Below are 15,027 nucleotides of genomic sequence, written 5' to 3'. Positions count from 1 at the left end.
ATTAAGAAAAAATTATTATTCCCAGATATGGAGTCACCATAAAACAAAAAATTTTTTTTACTGTCATAAGGGAATAAAGTTTCAATGTATTAACTTTAATTGGTATTTTTTTTCATTAGGTGACATTTTAATTATGAGCAAAAGCCAAAAGCCCTTCGAATCCACAAAAAAAAACAAGTAATATAGGCCTTGAAATAATACTTAGCGGAGACTGATTGGCGAATTGCGCCAGTTTCGGCTGCCTTGTTTTAATCTCATATATTATTTTCTCAGGATGAGTCGTGTGCACTTTGTGGTAGTTAGTGCAGTAACAGTTATCCATAGCGCACAATACATATCAGGAATTCGAAATAAAACAGGCATTCGCCAATATGACGGTTTTGCAAATCCGTCAGACAATGCCCAGGAATGTGTAATCCTGGAATTTGCATTTATTTGTAGATTCCTAAAATTATCGGGCGCGCCTATCAGTTGAATATTTCCGCTCAAATAGAAGTTGCGACCCGGCACGCCTAATAATTAAATCAGGCTGGGTTCTTGGAAGGATTTGGAAGAAATTGACCCAACAAATAAGAGCTAAGCTGTTAACCGGCTTTTATGACCAAGTATCCCAGCTAAATGGCTGCCCGGAAACACTGCTTAATAGCGCCGGTATTAACCCCGAGCAAGTTGAAAAACTCGAGGGGTATCTCCCGTTGAGTAAAGTGACTGACCTTGTTGAAAAAGCCGCACGACAACTCAATTGCGCGGATTTCGGACTGAGACTGGCAAAAAGCCAGGGGGCTGCCGCCCTCAGTTCTCTTGGAGCAGCAGTATTGCAGTCGTTGACCCTCGGGGAATTCCTCAATGCTGCCGTAAAGCAATTCGCCGCCCCTCCTTATAACCTGCGAGTTGAATTGGAAGTTAAAGGGCTCCAAACGTTTATAACTTTTCATTGTTTAAATGATTTAGAAAGTTATATACCTTCGGACTCTCCATTGCCTCTCGAGCTATTCCGGGAATTTCTCCTTGGGGTTTCTGTTGTCGCACTACAAATATTATGTGGTGAAAAGTTCAATCTGGAGGCGGTTCATTTAAAGTCCAAACAGCCCCTCCACGACCAATATGAAAACTTTTTTGGTACAAATGTACAGTTTTCACAAAATAGCGACACCTTGATTCTAAGTAGCGGCCAGCTGGCCCAACCGACCGAGAAGTGCAACCCGGTTTTAAGGCCTCTATTAAAGTCTTATATTGACAAAGTACTGGAACAAGGTGAGTCAAACCTGATTCACCAAGTAGAACAGCTGATCTATTGCCTGATGCCGCTAAAGCGCTGCAGTCTGCAGGAAGTCGCCAATCAGCTGGGCATGCACAAGCGCACACTGCAGCGCAGGTTGCGAGATCGGGAATTGGTGTTTGAGGATATTCTCGACCGTATTCGCCGCGAACGCGCAGAGCATTATCTCAGTAGAAAGTTGCCACCTATGGCCCAGATTTCCAATATGCTGGGGTATCGGGAGCAGAGCTCATTTAACCGGGCCTGCGACCGCTGGTTTGGTACCACTCCAATGAAAGTTCGCCGCAGGTTGTTGAGTGAAGCTGCGGCGAAAGCTGCACTGGAAACTGAAAGTTAAAGCCCCTTCAGAAAAATACAGAATCAGTCGTGACACAAGCCAGATTTTAGCTTGTGCCACGACTGATTAAATACCCAGCCTTTCCCACTTACTCATCCCCTAATTCCCACCTCCACCACTGATCAATTAGAGCCTGTCAGATCTCTGGATCATTAGTCGTAAAGTGAGCTCTCCAGCCCCACACTTCTTTACAAGTGATCCACATTACTTACTCATTCCTCGACTATTTTCGATGGCAGTCCCAGGCCAATTCGAGAAGCCAGCCCTTCGCTGAGCGGTAATCGCCATTTCCCGAGTCTATAGTTTCGGGCGACAGCAATAACCTCTGTCAAAACCCAATGAGCAAAGTTGAGGCTCCAGGGACTCCCCTCAAAGTGCCTACGACAGGAGAACACGATGAAAAAAATATTTATCCCAGTAGCAGCCCTCTTACTGGCCACAAATGTATCTGCACAGCCGCGCCAGCCTCCGCAGGAAGCGATTGATGCCTGCAGCAGCTTGGCTGAAGGAGACGCCTGCACTGTCGAGACACCCAGAGGCACATTGGAGGGCACCTGCCGTATGCCCCCGCAGATTGAGCAGCTGGTCTGTGTACCTGCCGGCGGCAAGGGCAAAGGCGGCCCTCGCCCCATGGAAGATGAAGAACAGTAACTCCCAATAAATCGCAACCGGCCAGCGGTACTGTAAATCTTGAGATGTCATTATGAAGAAGTGGTTATTTGTGGGGCTTTGCAGTATTGCGCCTCTCTCGCTGGCTCACGTACCCGATAGCGCCCTGGAGGCTTGTCGAAACCTGTCCAGTGGCGCCAGCTGCTCAATGGAACTGCCCAATGGCCGAGTCAGTGGTCGCTGCCGCAACCACCCCCAATCACATGGCCTAGCTTGTGTTCCCGAGCGCAAACCGACTGCGCGCTCTACAGGAGGGGACGCCACTGGTGGACGCCACACCGCTCGCAAACACACAGTGGTGCAATCCGATGGTCTGCAGCACACTGTTCCCGCTACCGAAGCACCGATTACCTTTAGTGAAGTGAGTATCAGTATCCAGGGGCCCTGGCGCGTTATTGAGGCCAACGGTATTTCTGAGCATAAGACTGGAGCCTTCCCCAATCGCGGCAATCCCCACGAAATCGAGGTGCAGCGCTACCGTTTCCGAGTTCCAGCTATCCCCCAAATTGCCGCTCAATCTACACCGGTTCCGTTGCAGAATTTTGGTATCGGACTGAATGGAGTGCCTTTCGACCCCAGTGCTGCGGAATGGTACCTGGGCAATCGCGGACGCTGGCGCTACGAAGCCCTATCCGGCGCGATTCAGCTGGGTGTAGACGATAACTACGCCCATGTTCAGCCCAATGGTGCCTATCACTATCACGGAATTCCCACCGGTTTATTACAGCGCCTGGGGGTATCTAAGGAAAGGCATTCGCCGCTGATTGGCTGGGCTGCCGATGGATTCCCCATTTATGCCCTGTACGCCTATGCCGATGGTTGGGAACCGAAATCCGGGATTGCGGCAATGACTTCAAGCTATCAGGTGAAATCCGGGAAACGCCCCAAGGGCAGTAAAGAACCTGGAGGCTACTACGATGGTACCTTTGTGGATGATTACCACTATGTGGCTGGCTCCGGCACATTGGATGAGTGCAACGGCAGAATGGTTCGCACCCCGGAATTCCCCAAGGGCACCTATGCCTATTTTCTAACAGAGGACTGGCCCATTATCCCGCGCTGTTACAAGGGCACTCCGTCAGAGGATTTTCGACGGGGCCCCGGAAACAACCAGCGCAAGGGAGCAACTAGGCGCCCCTAACGCAGAAGGCTATGAAAGCTCACCTCCCCAGAGGAATACCGCAAGGTATTCCCCTGTCAAAATAGCCGCCCCTGGCTGGAGTGTCAGCTCATATCAATTACCGTCAGCGCTTCCGCCAGGGTTTTGACCGAATGCATTTCCATTCCCTCGATATCGTTCTTCAGGCGGTTGGCTGCAGGCACAATGGCTTTGCGGAAACCGTGTTTGGCCGCCTCGCGCAAACGCTCCTGGCCCGAAGGCACTGGGCGAATCTCGCCTGATAGCCCCACCTCCCCGAATACCACCAGATCCCGAGGCAGGACACGGTTGCGGAAACTGGAGACTACCGCCAATAAGAGTGTCAGGTCGGCGCTGGTTTCCATCACCTTTACCCCGCCAACCACATTGATAAAGACATCCTGGTCCCCCACCAAGACCCCACCGTGGCGATGCAACACAGCGAGCAGCATGTTCAAGCGGTTCTGGTCGAGGCCCACCGCTACCCGGCGGGGGTTGCCGAGACTGCTATCGTCCACCAGGGCCTGCAACTCTACTAACAGCGGCCGGGTGCCCTCCCACACCGAAGTCACCACAGAACCGGCCGCGATCTCCTCGGCCCTTTGCAGGAAAATGGCTGAGGGATTGGATACCTCTTTCAGGCCCTGCTCTGTCATGGCAAACACGCCGAGTTCATTAACGGCCCCAAAGCGATTTTTATGGGCCCGCAATGTGCGGAAGCGGGAGTCGTGGGTGCCTTCGAGGAGAATGGAGCAGTCGATAATATGTTCCAGCACCTTGGGGCCCGCGAGACTGCCATCTTTGGTGACATGCCCCACCAGAATCAGCGCCGTGCCAGTCTGTTTGGCAAAGCGGGTCAGGTAGGCCGCACTCTCGCGCACCTGTGCCACAGAGCCGGGTGCCGATTGCACATCGCTCATGTGCATCACCTGGATCGAGTCCACTACCATTACCCGAGGATTCACTTCCTTGGCCGCCAGGCAAATACGCTCCACATCGGTTTCGCTGAGCAATTGCAGGGAATCCGTGGGCAGACCCAAGCGCTTAGCGCGCATAGCAACCTGCTGGAGAGATTCCTCGCCGGTGATATAAAGCGCCGGCATTGAAGTCGCGAGATGGCACAGGGTCTGGAGTAAAACAGTGGATTTACCCGCACCAGGATGGCCGCCGATCAATACGACGGAGCCAGGCACCAGCCCGCCGCCCAGCACTCGATCCAGTTCCGAGGCCGTAGTGGGAATACGCGGCAATTCACTGAGGTCGATTTCCGATAGTTTTTGTACTTTGCCAGCACCAGCGGAACCGGCGTAACCACCTTGTGCATCGGTAAAATTCGCGGCGCGACTGTCTTTGTGATCCGGTCCCAGGCGTACTTCCGATAGGCTATTCCAAGTGCCACAAGCACTACACTGCCCTGCCCATTTGGTGTAGTCAGCGCCGCATTCATTACACACGTAGGCAGTTTTACGTTTTGTGGCCAAAGCACTCTCCCGAAAAGTCACAGAATTGATCGGCGCACAGTTTACCCCTTATCCGGCCGAGGCGGGTGGTGCTCAGCAGTCTAAAATGACTCTCCTACACGGATCCCTTCTATTGGCATCTTCTCCTTCCAATTGGTCTATCTACGCGATTGATCTAGATCAATTCACCCAGCCCCCTCCGAGATAACATCCGCCGCTGCCTCTACCCACTAATGGGGAGGCGCAGAACAACACTGACTAACCATCGAACAGGAAGTAAGTATGTCGTCTATTACTCTTCGCGGCGCGATTCTGGCGCTCGCCATGGCCTCGACCTCCGCCCTGGCTGCGGATCACGAAGTTAAGATGCTGAACCAGGGCAAGGACGGCATGATGACTTTTGAACCGGCATTTCTCGCAGTAGCACCGGGCGATTCTGTCACCTTCCTGCCCACTGATGCGGCCCACAACACTCACTCAGTTTTGTCCCCTGCCGAGGGCGCTACCTGGAATGGCAGCATGGGAGAAAAGGTGACTGTCACTTTGAACCAGGAAGGTGTCTACGTATACCAGTGCGACCCACATCTGCCGCTGGGTATGGTTGGGGTAATTCAGGTAGGTAAGGCAACCAACTTGGAAGAAGCCAAGAAGCATGCCGAAGGCATGAATGCCACCATCGCCATGAACAAGGAGAGGCTCACTCAATACCTCGGCCAAGTCCAATAAGAGGAGTCGCGGCGTGGACATCCTATTTGAAAAAGGTCACCACCTGGTTGCGCGGTTCGGCGATTTGGTTAAAGAGCAGAATGGCAGCGATGGGGTACAGGCCAATCAATTTGTTATTCGCCGCGGCACCAAAGGGGCGCTTATCGATCCCGGCGGCGATCTGACTTACACACACCTCACCATTGAGCTCAGCCGCCATTTGAACCTGAGCGAACTGGACCTGATCCTGGCCTCTCACCAGGATCCGGATATTATCGCCTCGCTGCCGCGCTGGATGCTGCATTCGCGCTGTAAGGTGGCAGTGTCGAAGCTGTGGTCGCGGTTTTTGCCACACCTGGTTTCCGGCTTTGTCGCCTCGCGTGCCGGTGCTGAACGCTGGCAGGAACGCATCATGCCTCTGGACGACAAGGGAGAAATTATCCCCTTCAGCGACAGCGAGATCTGGGCGCTGCCAGCACACTTTATGCACTCCTGTGGCAACTTCAGTTTTTATGATCCGGTCAGCCGCATATTATTTTCCGGCGATATCGGTGCCTCACTCGGTGGTGAGGAGGGTGAAGTCAAAGATTTCGACGAGCATCTGCCGTCGATGGAAGGGTTCCACCGCCGCTATATGGGCGGGAACTGGACCTGTCGTCTCTGGGCCAAAATGATTCGGGAACTCAACCCCGCAATGATTGTGCCCCAGCACGGCGGTTACTTTGCCTCAGGCGATGTCAAAGAGCGCTTCCTGGGCTGGCTCGAGCGCCTCGAATGTGGGCCGGACCTGTTGCGACACCAGGACTTCCGCCTACCCCTGGGCCGCTCTTAACCCGCCATCCCGCAAGCGGGAAAGTTGCACCGGCAGAGGCCAGCCCATACACTGCGGGCTGGCTTGTTTTTTGAATACCGCCATGCACACCGGGATCTTGCGCCTATTTTTGCTCATACTACTGCTGGCCTTCGGCGGCCAGGCAGTTGCGTCATCCTGTGCGGAAACACACGAATCCCCAGCGGCATCCATCGCTGCAGAAGAAAAAGCCCACTGCGACGAAGCAACCCTTGAGAACTGCAGCGACAGCCACCCCTCCAGTTGTACTGCTGAGTGCAGCTGCTGTGCAGGGCCTGGCACCAGTTCTGCGGTAAACACTCAATATAAAATCCTTGTATACAACCGCAATCTACTTGTAACTGCCTACCGGGAATTTAATTCCTCTCCAGATCCGGAAATGGCACTGCGCCCACCCATATTCCGCACTTAACGGGCCCCGTATGCCTAGGCATACGCGCACTCCCCAGTTTTACTCCAAATATTTTTTATAAATGCTCGCACGCCTGTGTGCGCCCTAAATCTCATCATCGGAGTTCATATGAACCGTTCAATTTTGGTCGCTATTGCGGCGCTACTCACAACCCTGGCATTAAGTGCCTGTGCCGAATCTTCAGACCCCAAAAAGGAAACTGTGAGCCTGACCACTTACAAATCCGCCACCTGCGGCTGCTGCAAAATTTGGGTTGAGCATGCCCAACAAAGTGGCTTTGACGTCGTAGCAAAGGATGTCGAAGACCTTAACGGCGTGAAAAAGCAGCACCATATCTCTCCGCGCTACCAATCCTGCCACACCACAGTGTCAGAACAGGGCTATGTTTTTGAAGGGCATGTACCGGCAAAGCTGATACAGCGTTTCTTGCAAAATCCACCGCAGAATGCCATTGGCCTCGCAGTACCAGGTATGCCCCTGGGCAGCCCCGGTATGGAAGTGGGCGACCGTTTTACGCCCTATCAGGTAATGCTGCTTAACAAAGATGGCAGCAGCGAAATTTACGCCGAAATCAATACGGCACAGGAGCAGTTTTAAAAGGGACATCGATGACAGAGAGCTTCCGCACCGACGCCGTATCAAGGCGTACTTTCGTCACAGGTCTCGGAGCGGGAGCCCTGCTGCTGGGGTTACCCCACAGTTCGCACCCAAACTCGCCAACAGCTTCGGCAACAACCCTGCGCGGTAACCACTTTGATTTATCCATCGGGTACCACCAGGTAAATCTTACCGGGCGCGAACGACAAGCCCTGACTATTAATGGCAGTCTACCGGGCCCCATTTTGCGCTGGCGGGAAGGGGAAACTGTCACCCTGAATGTCCATAACCAATTACCCGACAAATCCTCCCTGCACTGGCACGGTGTTAGGGTACCCAGCGATATGGACGGCGAACCGGGGTTGAGCTTTAGCGGCATTCGACCTGGGCAAACATTTCGCTACCGATTCCCTTTACGCCAAAGTGGTACTTATTGGTATCACAGCCAATCCGGGTTTCAACAACAACTGGGGCTAATTGGGGCAATAGTCATTGATCCGATATCTCCAGAACCATTTTCTTACGAGCGGGATTATGTTGTTGTCCTATCCGATTGGAGCGATGAATCTCCCCAAACTATTTATACCCATTTAAAAAAAGACCCGGACTACTACAACCGGCAACAGCGCACGGCTACAGATTTATGGCGTGAAGTGCGAACAAAAGGTGTCGCACGAACCTGGCGGGACCGGCATCAATGGAACTGGAAACAGCTTTCCGACCGCAATATCTCCCAGGTCACAGGCGAGACTTACACCTACCTGATTAACGGGCATACACCCGATACCAATTGGACTGCATTATTTAAACCTAGTGAGAGGGTTCGCCTGCGATTAATTAACGCAGCTTCGATGACCTTATTCGACCTGCGTATCCCCGGCCTGAAAATGAAGGTGGTGGCGGCCGATGGACAAAATGTCGAGCCCGTTAGCGTCGATGAAATTCGCATTGGCAGCGGCGAAACCTATGACGTAATTGTCGAGCCAGAGAGTGAACAGGCCTACAGTATATTTGCGCAGTCCATGGACCGCAGTGGCTATGCGCGAGGCACACTGACAAGTGATATACGTCTGAGCGCAGAGATTCCCGCGATGGATCACCGCCCAGTGCTCACCCGGCAAGATCTGGGACTAGGGAGAAAAACCGAAGAGACAGACACACACTTTAAAACAACCCAGACTGCTCACACCGAAAAACATTCCAATTTGCCCGATGCAACTGAGGGGGGATGGTTTTACGGAAACCTCGCTGCAGCGGGGCTCGGTAGTAATAGCCCTATCATTCACCAGCCAAGTGAATCCGGATTCAGGGTGGATCACCGCGCGCTGACGCCAGCAAACGGCATCTCTGACCCCGGTGTCGGACTCAGAAACCATAAACATCGTTATAACCGCCGTGTACTGACTTACAGCGACTTGCACAGCAGTGAACCCACCCAGGATGAACGGGAGCCACAGCGGGAATTACAGTTACACTTGACCGGCAATTATGAGCGCTACCTCTGGTCAATAAATGGTGAGAAATTTCGCGATGTCAGCCCATTATTATTTCGGCACCAGGAGCGCCTGCGCATTACTCTGGTCAATGACACCACGCTTCCCCAGCCCATGCACTTACACGGTTTTTGGAGTGAGTTGGAAACCGGCGACGGAGAGTATTTACCTCGCAAGCACACGGTAATCGCACAACCCGGATCAAGCATCAGTTACTTGGTCAGCGCCGACACCTATGGCCGCTGGGCTCTACACAGCCAAATGCTTTACCAGAGGCCCGGTATGTATCGGGAGGTGCGCATTGTTTAAGAATATTTCAGGGATAGCAGCAACACTATGGCTACTTGCTGCCCAGGCCAGCTATGGGCAGTCAGAACCTCAGCATCAACACCACAGCTACCAGTCCTCTGGCGAGGATAACGAAGAAGAACCCATGGCTGAAGTCAGCCTCGACTATGTGGAACTGCGAGGTGATAACGGCGGGGAAATCGAGGGAGACTTCAGTTATGGCGGAGAGCAAAATAAGTTTGTTGCCGAAGTCGACTATGAGCGAAGCAGTGGGGAGACTGAAAAAAATGAACTCTGGGCGCTCTATAGCCGGGCAATTTCAGCAAACTGGAATTTCCTAATTGGAATTCGCCACGATTTTAATCTGGAGACTACCAGCCGGAATTGGGCTGCTGTGGGTATTACTGGAGAGTCTCCCTACAAATTCGAAATGGATGCAGTATTTTTCTATGGAGAACATGGCAGTACTGCATTTCGCCTGGAAGGCGAGTATGAAATAAAGTTGGCACAGGACTGGAATCTGGTCCCACGTATCGAGCTGAACTTTTTTGGGCAGAACGATGAGGCCCGAGGTAGCGGCTCTGGCTTATCGGAAGCGGAAGTCGGCTTTCGGCTCATGTATGAAGTCACCAAGAAATTCTCACCCTATATTGGCGTCCACTATGAACGGGAAGTGGGCAATGCCGCTGATTTCGCCCGTGAAGAAGGTGAGGATGTGGACTCAACCGTATGGGTACTGGGGTTTAGAGCTTGGTTTTGAAAAAATCCAACTTCTATATCTATACAAGTTGTACCACTTCGCATCAGCTGTAACCAACTTTACCACCCCCTCAATCTGTCATAGCATCTAATAGATCTTAATCGCCTTTTAAAGAAAATTTAAATTCAGCAAGGATGCCGGTGATATGATTTTTCCCCGAATACTGTTAATCGCAGTTTCTTTACTGTGTGTGGGACTATCAGCAGAACCTGAAAGCCCACAGAGCCACTCTTCTGTTAGCACGACCAAACACTTGAGTTATGGCAATGAATTTCTTTTCTCATCCAGAATCTTGAGTCGTGAAATATCAATCAACATATATTTACCGCAAACGTTCCATCAAGCATCAAAGCAGCATAGATACCCGGTTATCTTTATTAATGGCACTCACGGCAAAGAATTTTTCCACGCCTTAACCGGGGTAGTAAAGCATCTAAGTAGCGTAGAACGTATGCCGGAAAGTATTGTAATCAGCCTTAATGATGGTGGTGATGAACCGGAAACCTACCTACATGGAATGTGGACACATACCGCAGAGGAGAAATTTAGCGCCCAGGGAGACCCTGAGGCCTATAGTAAATTTCTAACTGAAGAACTATTCCCATATTTAGAAATTAATTACCGCGCACTCAACAATCGAATGATTATTGGTGTTTCAACTAGCAGCATCTTTCCTCTCTACGCCCTAACTAACAAACCTGGATTGTTTCAGTCTTATTTCTTTTTGTCTGCAGCCGATATATTTGGTATGGGGCCCACTTCAGAGAGTACTTTTATTAATTAAATAACCACAAGTATGCAGACCTCATCAAACAAGATCAGTGCTTTTTATTTCGCCATGGCTGACAGTGATATGCGTAAAGATAAGCGCCATGAAAAAATCTTAAGTCAAATTAATACCAAACTATCGCCTTACGCAAAAGAGAATCTCAAATTAAAAATAGAAGTTCTTAACAATGAAAACCACTACGGTGCCTTTATAAAAGCCGCGCTAACGGCTATTGAGCTTAATTATCCCCACGAAGAATGGTCCGCAAATTATCGCGAATTGATATCCCAGCCCGGTGACGCCTTACAAAATATCGATCATTTCTATGAATCACTCTCACAGAAATACGGTTTTCCTATTTTACCCAGGGCTACACGTTGGAGAAATGTTAACAAATTAAGCTATATCACCAGTTTGTTACTAAAGGATGGTCGCATCCAAGAAGCTATCAGTGTTGCAAGGCGATGGGTGGAATATCGACCAAATTCTATTGACGCCCACCAAAGTTTGGCCCAGGCGTTACAACAGAATGATGAAATTTCAGAGGCTTCTGATGTTTTGAAGAAAGCACTAGAAATTTCTCGCATTCAGGATAAAAGCAAAACGGCGACGATAAATCGGCAAATAGCTGAACTCAAGCTCAATTAGCTTACGATTAAAAATTGTATACTAAAAATGAAAAATATAGTTATCACACTAATTTTCTTTTCCCCGTTGGCATTCACCTCACAGGAAAATTCAAGATGGTGGGACAGGATAAGTTATTACAAAACTCTCCGGACAGAAATCGGGACTCTTAGACTTGATGTATATTTAAAACCTGAGTTTTCAAATACTACAAAAACCGTCAAAAACCTTGTTTTTGTCCTAAATAACACACCAATTGAAATACCAAAAGACGTTATAGACAACTTCAAAGGAATAGATCCCGGAAGCTTCACTTTATCTACCGGCTATTATAGTGATGCAACAGGAACCCCTGACACAGTAATCACTGCTGCTTTTAATTACGGATTTCCAAGCTGCGTTAGAGAAGGACGTATATCTGTTAGGAGTACAGGTTATCTTTTACATATGATCACAGAGGACGATAATTGCTCTTCAGAACCTTAGGTCAAGGGCACTTAGTAAGGTGGAAAACTAAAAAACGAGCTGGCATTTACCTCCAGCTCGCCTACAGAAAATATACCAACACCTAAATCTGGCACACAGCTACTAATATCAAATTCACAGAACCTCTCTACTCACTCACCAGGCGTAAATCCGTAGCCATCTCATCTTTCCACCAAGCCTTTGTTGCTTTGGGAGATTGCAGGCGAACAGCCTCTCCAATGATAGGCGTTACCAAAGTGACACCCTGGTCTTTGGCTGCCGCCTGTGCGCGCTCCAGAGGTTCATACCAATCGTGCAGGGCAAGATCAAAAGTACTGTTGTGGATAGGTAACATTGCTCGCCCTCCGAGATCGAGATGTGCCTGCACACTCTCTTCGGGCATCATATGAACCGAATTCCAAAGCTTGTTGTAAGCACCCGTTTCCATCAGTGTCAGGTCGAATGGACCAAATCGCTCACCAATTTCACGAAAGCCACTAAAATAGCCACTGTCACCGCTAAAGAATATACGGCCCTCGCGCCCTTCAATTACCCAGCTGGCCCACAGTGTTGAGTCTTTATCCGTAAGTCCACGCCCGGAAAAATGCTGAGCCGGCGTCGCGGTAAAGTGCAAACTGCCCAGGGCAAAGGATTCCCACCAAGCTAGTTCCTCAATTTTTTCTGCTGGAATACCCCAGTTACGCAAGCGACTTCCCACTCCGGTAGGAACGACAAATTGCTCTACTTTATCCCTGAGCGCGCGAATACTATTTTTGTCTAAATGATCGTAGTGGTCATGGCTGATAACGACCGCTTTAATCGAAGGCAAGTCTCGAATCTCTATGGGCAATGGATGAAAGCGCTTTGGGCCCATCCACTGAACCGGGGATGCCCGCTTGCTAAATACCGGATCTGTCAAAACATACTGATCATCCACTCGAATCAGTACTGTGGAGTGCCCAAGGCGATATACGGCACCCTCAGCGACTGGGGCTGCCAGCTCTGCAGCGGGAATCTGTCGCAATGGAATAGGCTTCACCGGTGCGGGGGCTGCACGATCCGCCTTAATGTAGGCGCCGATCATCTCAACTATACCGGCACTACTGACTTTGTAGTCAGTATCACTGTTGCGGAACTTCTCGGGTTGATTTGTACAGCTACCAAAGAGACCTACCGACATAACAATCACTCCTGCCAGAATCCACCAGCGCTTCTTCATTTCACTTACCATGTAAACTATACAGTGCAGTGTATAAAATAACTATATAAAAGTAAACTATATAGTGTAAAATTTGCGTAAGAAGTAACTCGCCGGCAATGGAATCCCCCGGCCCAGATTTCACAGAGATACCCATGACTGAAAAGAAACCAACCAGAAGTGAGCTGAAACGCCAAGCTATTATTGATGCTGCCAAGCAGGCTTTTCAGGAGCTGGGAGTACAGGGCACGAGTATGGACGAGCTGGCAGCCCGAGCACAGGTATCAAAGCGCACCGTGTACAACCACTTCTCCAGTAAAGAAGCCCTGGTGATGTATTTGATCGGTGAGCTCTGGCAGCAGGCCACCCAGCCCTCCGGTTGTGACTACAACCCGGATAGTGATATGCAATCACAACTCCGCACACTGCTGGAGCAGGAAATAAAAACAATCTGCAACCCGCAGTATATTGAGCTTAACCGAATGGCCTTCGACTACTTCTTCCACCAGCCGGAAGCACTACAGAAGGAAATGGAAAAATATAAGGCTCATGAAACCGGGGTGCAGCGCTGGATTAAATCTGCCGTAGCTGATGGGCGACTAAAGTCTCTCGACATAGAGGTCGCCAGTGGGCAGATTCACAACCTGATTAAGGGCGGTTGCTACTGGCCTCAGTTACTTCAACTCTCTGGCCCACCGAGCTCCGCCGAGCAAGAGGCACTGGCCGAGCGCACCGCTGCGATGTTTTTAAGTCATTACCAAGCCTAGACCTACTATAGTGGCCGAATCCTTCTTGGCCACTCTATCTACATTCATGGCTTCCGACAAATGACCTACTAAATCCCAACGAGAAAAACACCTCTCAGAAATTGAAGCCATAGTCCCATCTGGCTACTGGCTTTTATCACCACTAAATTAACATCCAGAAAACAAACGCAACCAGCTTTTCAAAATTTAATTATTAATATAAATTAATACCCATAACATTTGTTAACAAGAGAAAACCGCCAACATCCTATATGCCTAAATACCCTCGACTGCTTTAAGAGAAGGCCAACCCAAAAAATACCAGCATGAGAAATCCTAAAGTAGCCTCTACATTTATATTCTTACTCTGTGTAGTAAGCTCTTGTTTACAAGCGGAAGTCATCCCCACAAGTGTTAGAGCAAAAACATCTATATCTAGTGTTGAAGAGGAGCTTAAACAGGAGCTTTCTGAAAAAGGGCTTAAGTATGGCGCCCCTATTTTTATTCGCATATTTAAAAACCCCGGTATCTTAGAGGTCTGGATAGAGTCGGATAATAATTTATATTCTAAGTTTAAAAGCTACGATATTTGCACTTTCTCAGGAGATCTGGGGCCAAAATTGAGAGAAGGTGATCTACAAAGCCCGGAAGGTTTTTACTTTGTAAATGCTAGCCGGTTAAACCCTTGGAGCCAATATCATCTTTCATTTAATCTAGGGTATCCCAATCAATATGATCGGCACCATGGCAGAACAGGTAGTGCTCTTATGATACATGGAGACTGTGTATCTATTGGCTGCTTTGCAATGACAAATCCATTTATCAATGAAATATATGCACTTACTGCTTCAGCGATAGAATCAGGACAAAGAATTGTCAGGGTTCACTCCTTCCCATTTCCACTTGAGGATGAGATCTTATCTCAATACAAAGATAATCAATGGCATTCTTTTTGGCTGAACCTAAAAGAAGGATACGATTACTTCAACAAATATAGGCGCCCTCCCAATGTAGAAGTTGTCGAAGGCCTGTATACCTTTAATGAAAGTTAACATTTAAAGTATTAGAGTTGCCATTTATGGCAATAAACCAACGAGTAGGCAGAAAGCTACTAGCAGCTAAAAAATCACTGCCTGATACTCATCAAATGATTTGATACATAGCGCCCCAAAAACCCCGCAATATAACTATGAGTCATAAAAGTGCATAGTTCTATTTCTATATAGTTAATCGA

16 protein-coding genes are annotated in these 15,027 nt (G+C 49.4%); 14 read left to right on the top strand and 2 right to left on the bottom strand.

The window, feature by feature from the left end; genetic code table 11:
• The first annotated feature begins 557 nt into the window (after nucleotides 1–557).
• From ACYX4J_RS01890 to ACYX4J_RS01880, 3 genes are all read left to right on the top strand, one after another.
• Nucleotides 558–1,616, top strand: coding sequence for an AraC family transcriptional regulator (locus ACYX4J_RS01890; protein ID WP_413663407.1), 1,059 nt, complete (start codon nucleotides 558–560; stop codon nucleotides 1,614–1,616).
• Nucleotides 1,617–2,012: 396 nt separating this feature from the next.
• Nucleotides 2,013–2,267, top strand: coding sequence for a hypothetical protein (locus ACYX4J_RS01885; protein WP_413663408.1), 255 nt, complete (start codon nucleotides 2,013–2,015; stop codon nucleotides 2,265–2,267).
• 52 nt (nucleotides 2,268–2,319) lie between these two features.
• A complete protein-coding gene (locus ACYX4J_RS01880; RefSeq protein ID WP_475709349.1) occupies nucleotides 2,320–3,426 on the top strand; it encodes a YHYH protein in 1,107 nt (368 codons plus the stop codon).
• An 83-nt stretch (nucleotides 3,427–3,509) separates the two neighbouring features.
• Here the strand turns inward: ACYX4J_RS01880 and radA are convergent, their stop codons facing one another.
• Nucleotides 3,510–4,904 (bottom strand): DNA repair protein RadA, encoded by a 1,395-nt coding sequence (radA, locus tag ACYX4J_RS01875; RefSeq protein WP_475709348.1) that lies wholly within the window; start codon nucleotides 4,902–4,904, stop codon nucleotides 3,510–3,512.
• Between the two features lie 261 nt (nucleotides 4,905–5,165).
• Here radA and ACYX4J_RS01870 point away from each other — a divergent pair, with 261 nt between their 5' ends.
• From ACYX4J_RS01870 to ACYX4J_RS01830, 9 genes are all read left to right on the top strand, one after another.
• Nucleotides 5,166–5,609 (top strand): pseudoazurin, encoded by a 444-nt coding sequence (locus ACYX4J_RS01870; protein WP_282931168.1) that lies wholly within the window; start codon nucleotides 5,166–5,168, stop codon nucleotides 5,607–5,609.
• Nucleotides 5,610–5,622: 13 nt separating this feature from the next.
• Nucleotides 5,623–6,420, top strand: a complete 798-nt coding sequence (locus ACYX4J_RS01865) for an oxygen-binding di-iron domain-containing protein (protein ID WP_108734605.1) — start codon at nucleotides 5,623–5,625, stop codon at nucleotides 6,418–6,420.
• Between the two features lie 82 nt (nucleotides 6,421–6,502).
• Nucleotides 6,503–6,850 carry a hypothetical protein gene (locus tag ACYX4J_RS01860; protein WP_444915466.1) on the top strand — a complete coding sequence of 116 codons (348 nt, stop codon included), beginning with the start codon at nucleotides 6,503–6,505 and terminating at the stop codon, nucleotides 6,848–6,850.
• A 108-nt stretch (nucleotides 6,851–6,958) separates the two neighbouring features.
• Nucleotides 6,959–7,447, top strand: coding sequence for a DUF411 domain-containing protein (locus ACYX4J_RS01855; protein ID WP_444907198.1), 489 nt, complete (start codon nucleotides 6,959–6,961; stop codon nucleotides 7,445–7,447).
• Nucleotides 7,448–7,458: 11 nt separating this feature from the next.
• Entirely contained in the window at nucleotides 7,459–9,249 is a 1,791-nt protein-coding gene (locus ACYX4J_RS01850) for a copper resistance system multicopper oxidase (protein ID WP_476177743.1), read from the top strand.
• Nucleotides 9,242–9,988: a copper resistance protein B gene (locus ACYX4J_RS01845; RefSeq protein WP_445358995.1), complete on the top strand. Its 747-nt coding sequence runs from the start codon at nucleotides 9,242–9,244 to the stop codon at nucleotides 9,986–9,988. The genes ACYX4J_RS01850 and ACYX4J_RS01845 overlap by 8 nt, the downstream gene beginning before the upstream one ends.
• 145 nt (nucleotides 9,989–10,133) lie before the next feature.
• Complete coding sequence (locus tag ACYX4J_RS01840; RefSeq protein WP_445358996.1) at nucleotides 10,134–10,772, top strand: alpha/beta hydrolase-fold protein; 639 nt, start codon at nucleotides 10,134–10,136, stop codon at nucleotides 10,770–10,772.
• A gap of 69 nt (nucleotides 10,773–10,841) precedes the next feature.
• Nucleotides 10,842–11,405, top strand: a complete 564-nt coding sequence (locus ACYX4J_RS01835; protein ID WP_476177742.1) for a tetratricopeptide repeat protein — start codon at nucleotides 10,842–10,844, stop codon at nucleotides 11,403–11,405.
• Between the two features lie 27 nt (nucleotides 11,406–11,432).
• Entirely contained in the window at nucleotides 11,433–11,870 is a 438-nt protein-coding gene (locus ACYX4J_RS01830; protein ID WP_445358998.1) for a hypothetical protein, read from the top strand.
• Between the two features lie 127 nt (nucleotides 11,871–11,997).
• On the opposite strand, the gene ACYX4J_RS01825 is transcribed toward ACYX4J_RS01830, so the two are convergent.
• Nucleotides 11,998–13,068 (bottom strand): MBL fold metallo-hydrolase, encoded by a 1,071-nt coding sequence (locus ACYX4J_RS01825; RefSeq protein WP_444907192.1) that lies wholly within the window; start codon nucleotides 13,066–13,068, stop codon nucleotides 11,998–12,000.
• Between the two features lie 134 nt (nucleotides 13,069–13,202).
• On the opposite strand from ACYX4J_RS01825, the gene ACYX4J_RS01820 reads away from it, so the two are divergent.
• Nucleotides 13,203–13,814: a TetR/AcrR family transcriptional regulator C-terminal domain-containing protein gene (locus tag ACYX4J_RS01820; protein ID WP_476177741.1), complete on the top strand. Its 612-nt coding sequence runs from the start codon at nucleotides 13,203–13,205 to the stop codon at nucleotides 13,812–13,814.
• A gap of 305 nt (nucleotides 13,815–14,119) precedes the next feature.
• Nucleotides 14,120–14,845: a L,D-transpeptidase family protein gene (locus ACYX4J_RS01815; protein WP_476177740.1), complete on the top strand. Its 726-nt coding sequence runs from the start codon at nucleotides 14,120–14,122 to the stop codon at nucleotides 14,843–14,845.
• Nucleotides 14,846–15,027 lie beyond the last annotated feature (182 nt).

Source organism: Microbulbifer sp. ABM4_008, from assembly GCF_056311705.1.
The sequence above is the reverse complement of the archived record's forward strand: the minus strand, read 5'-3'. Positions and strand labels throughout refer to the sequence as shown.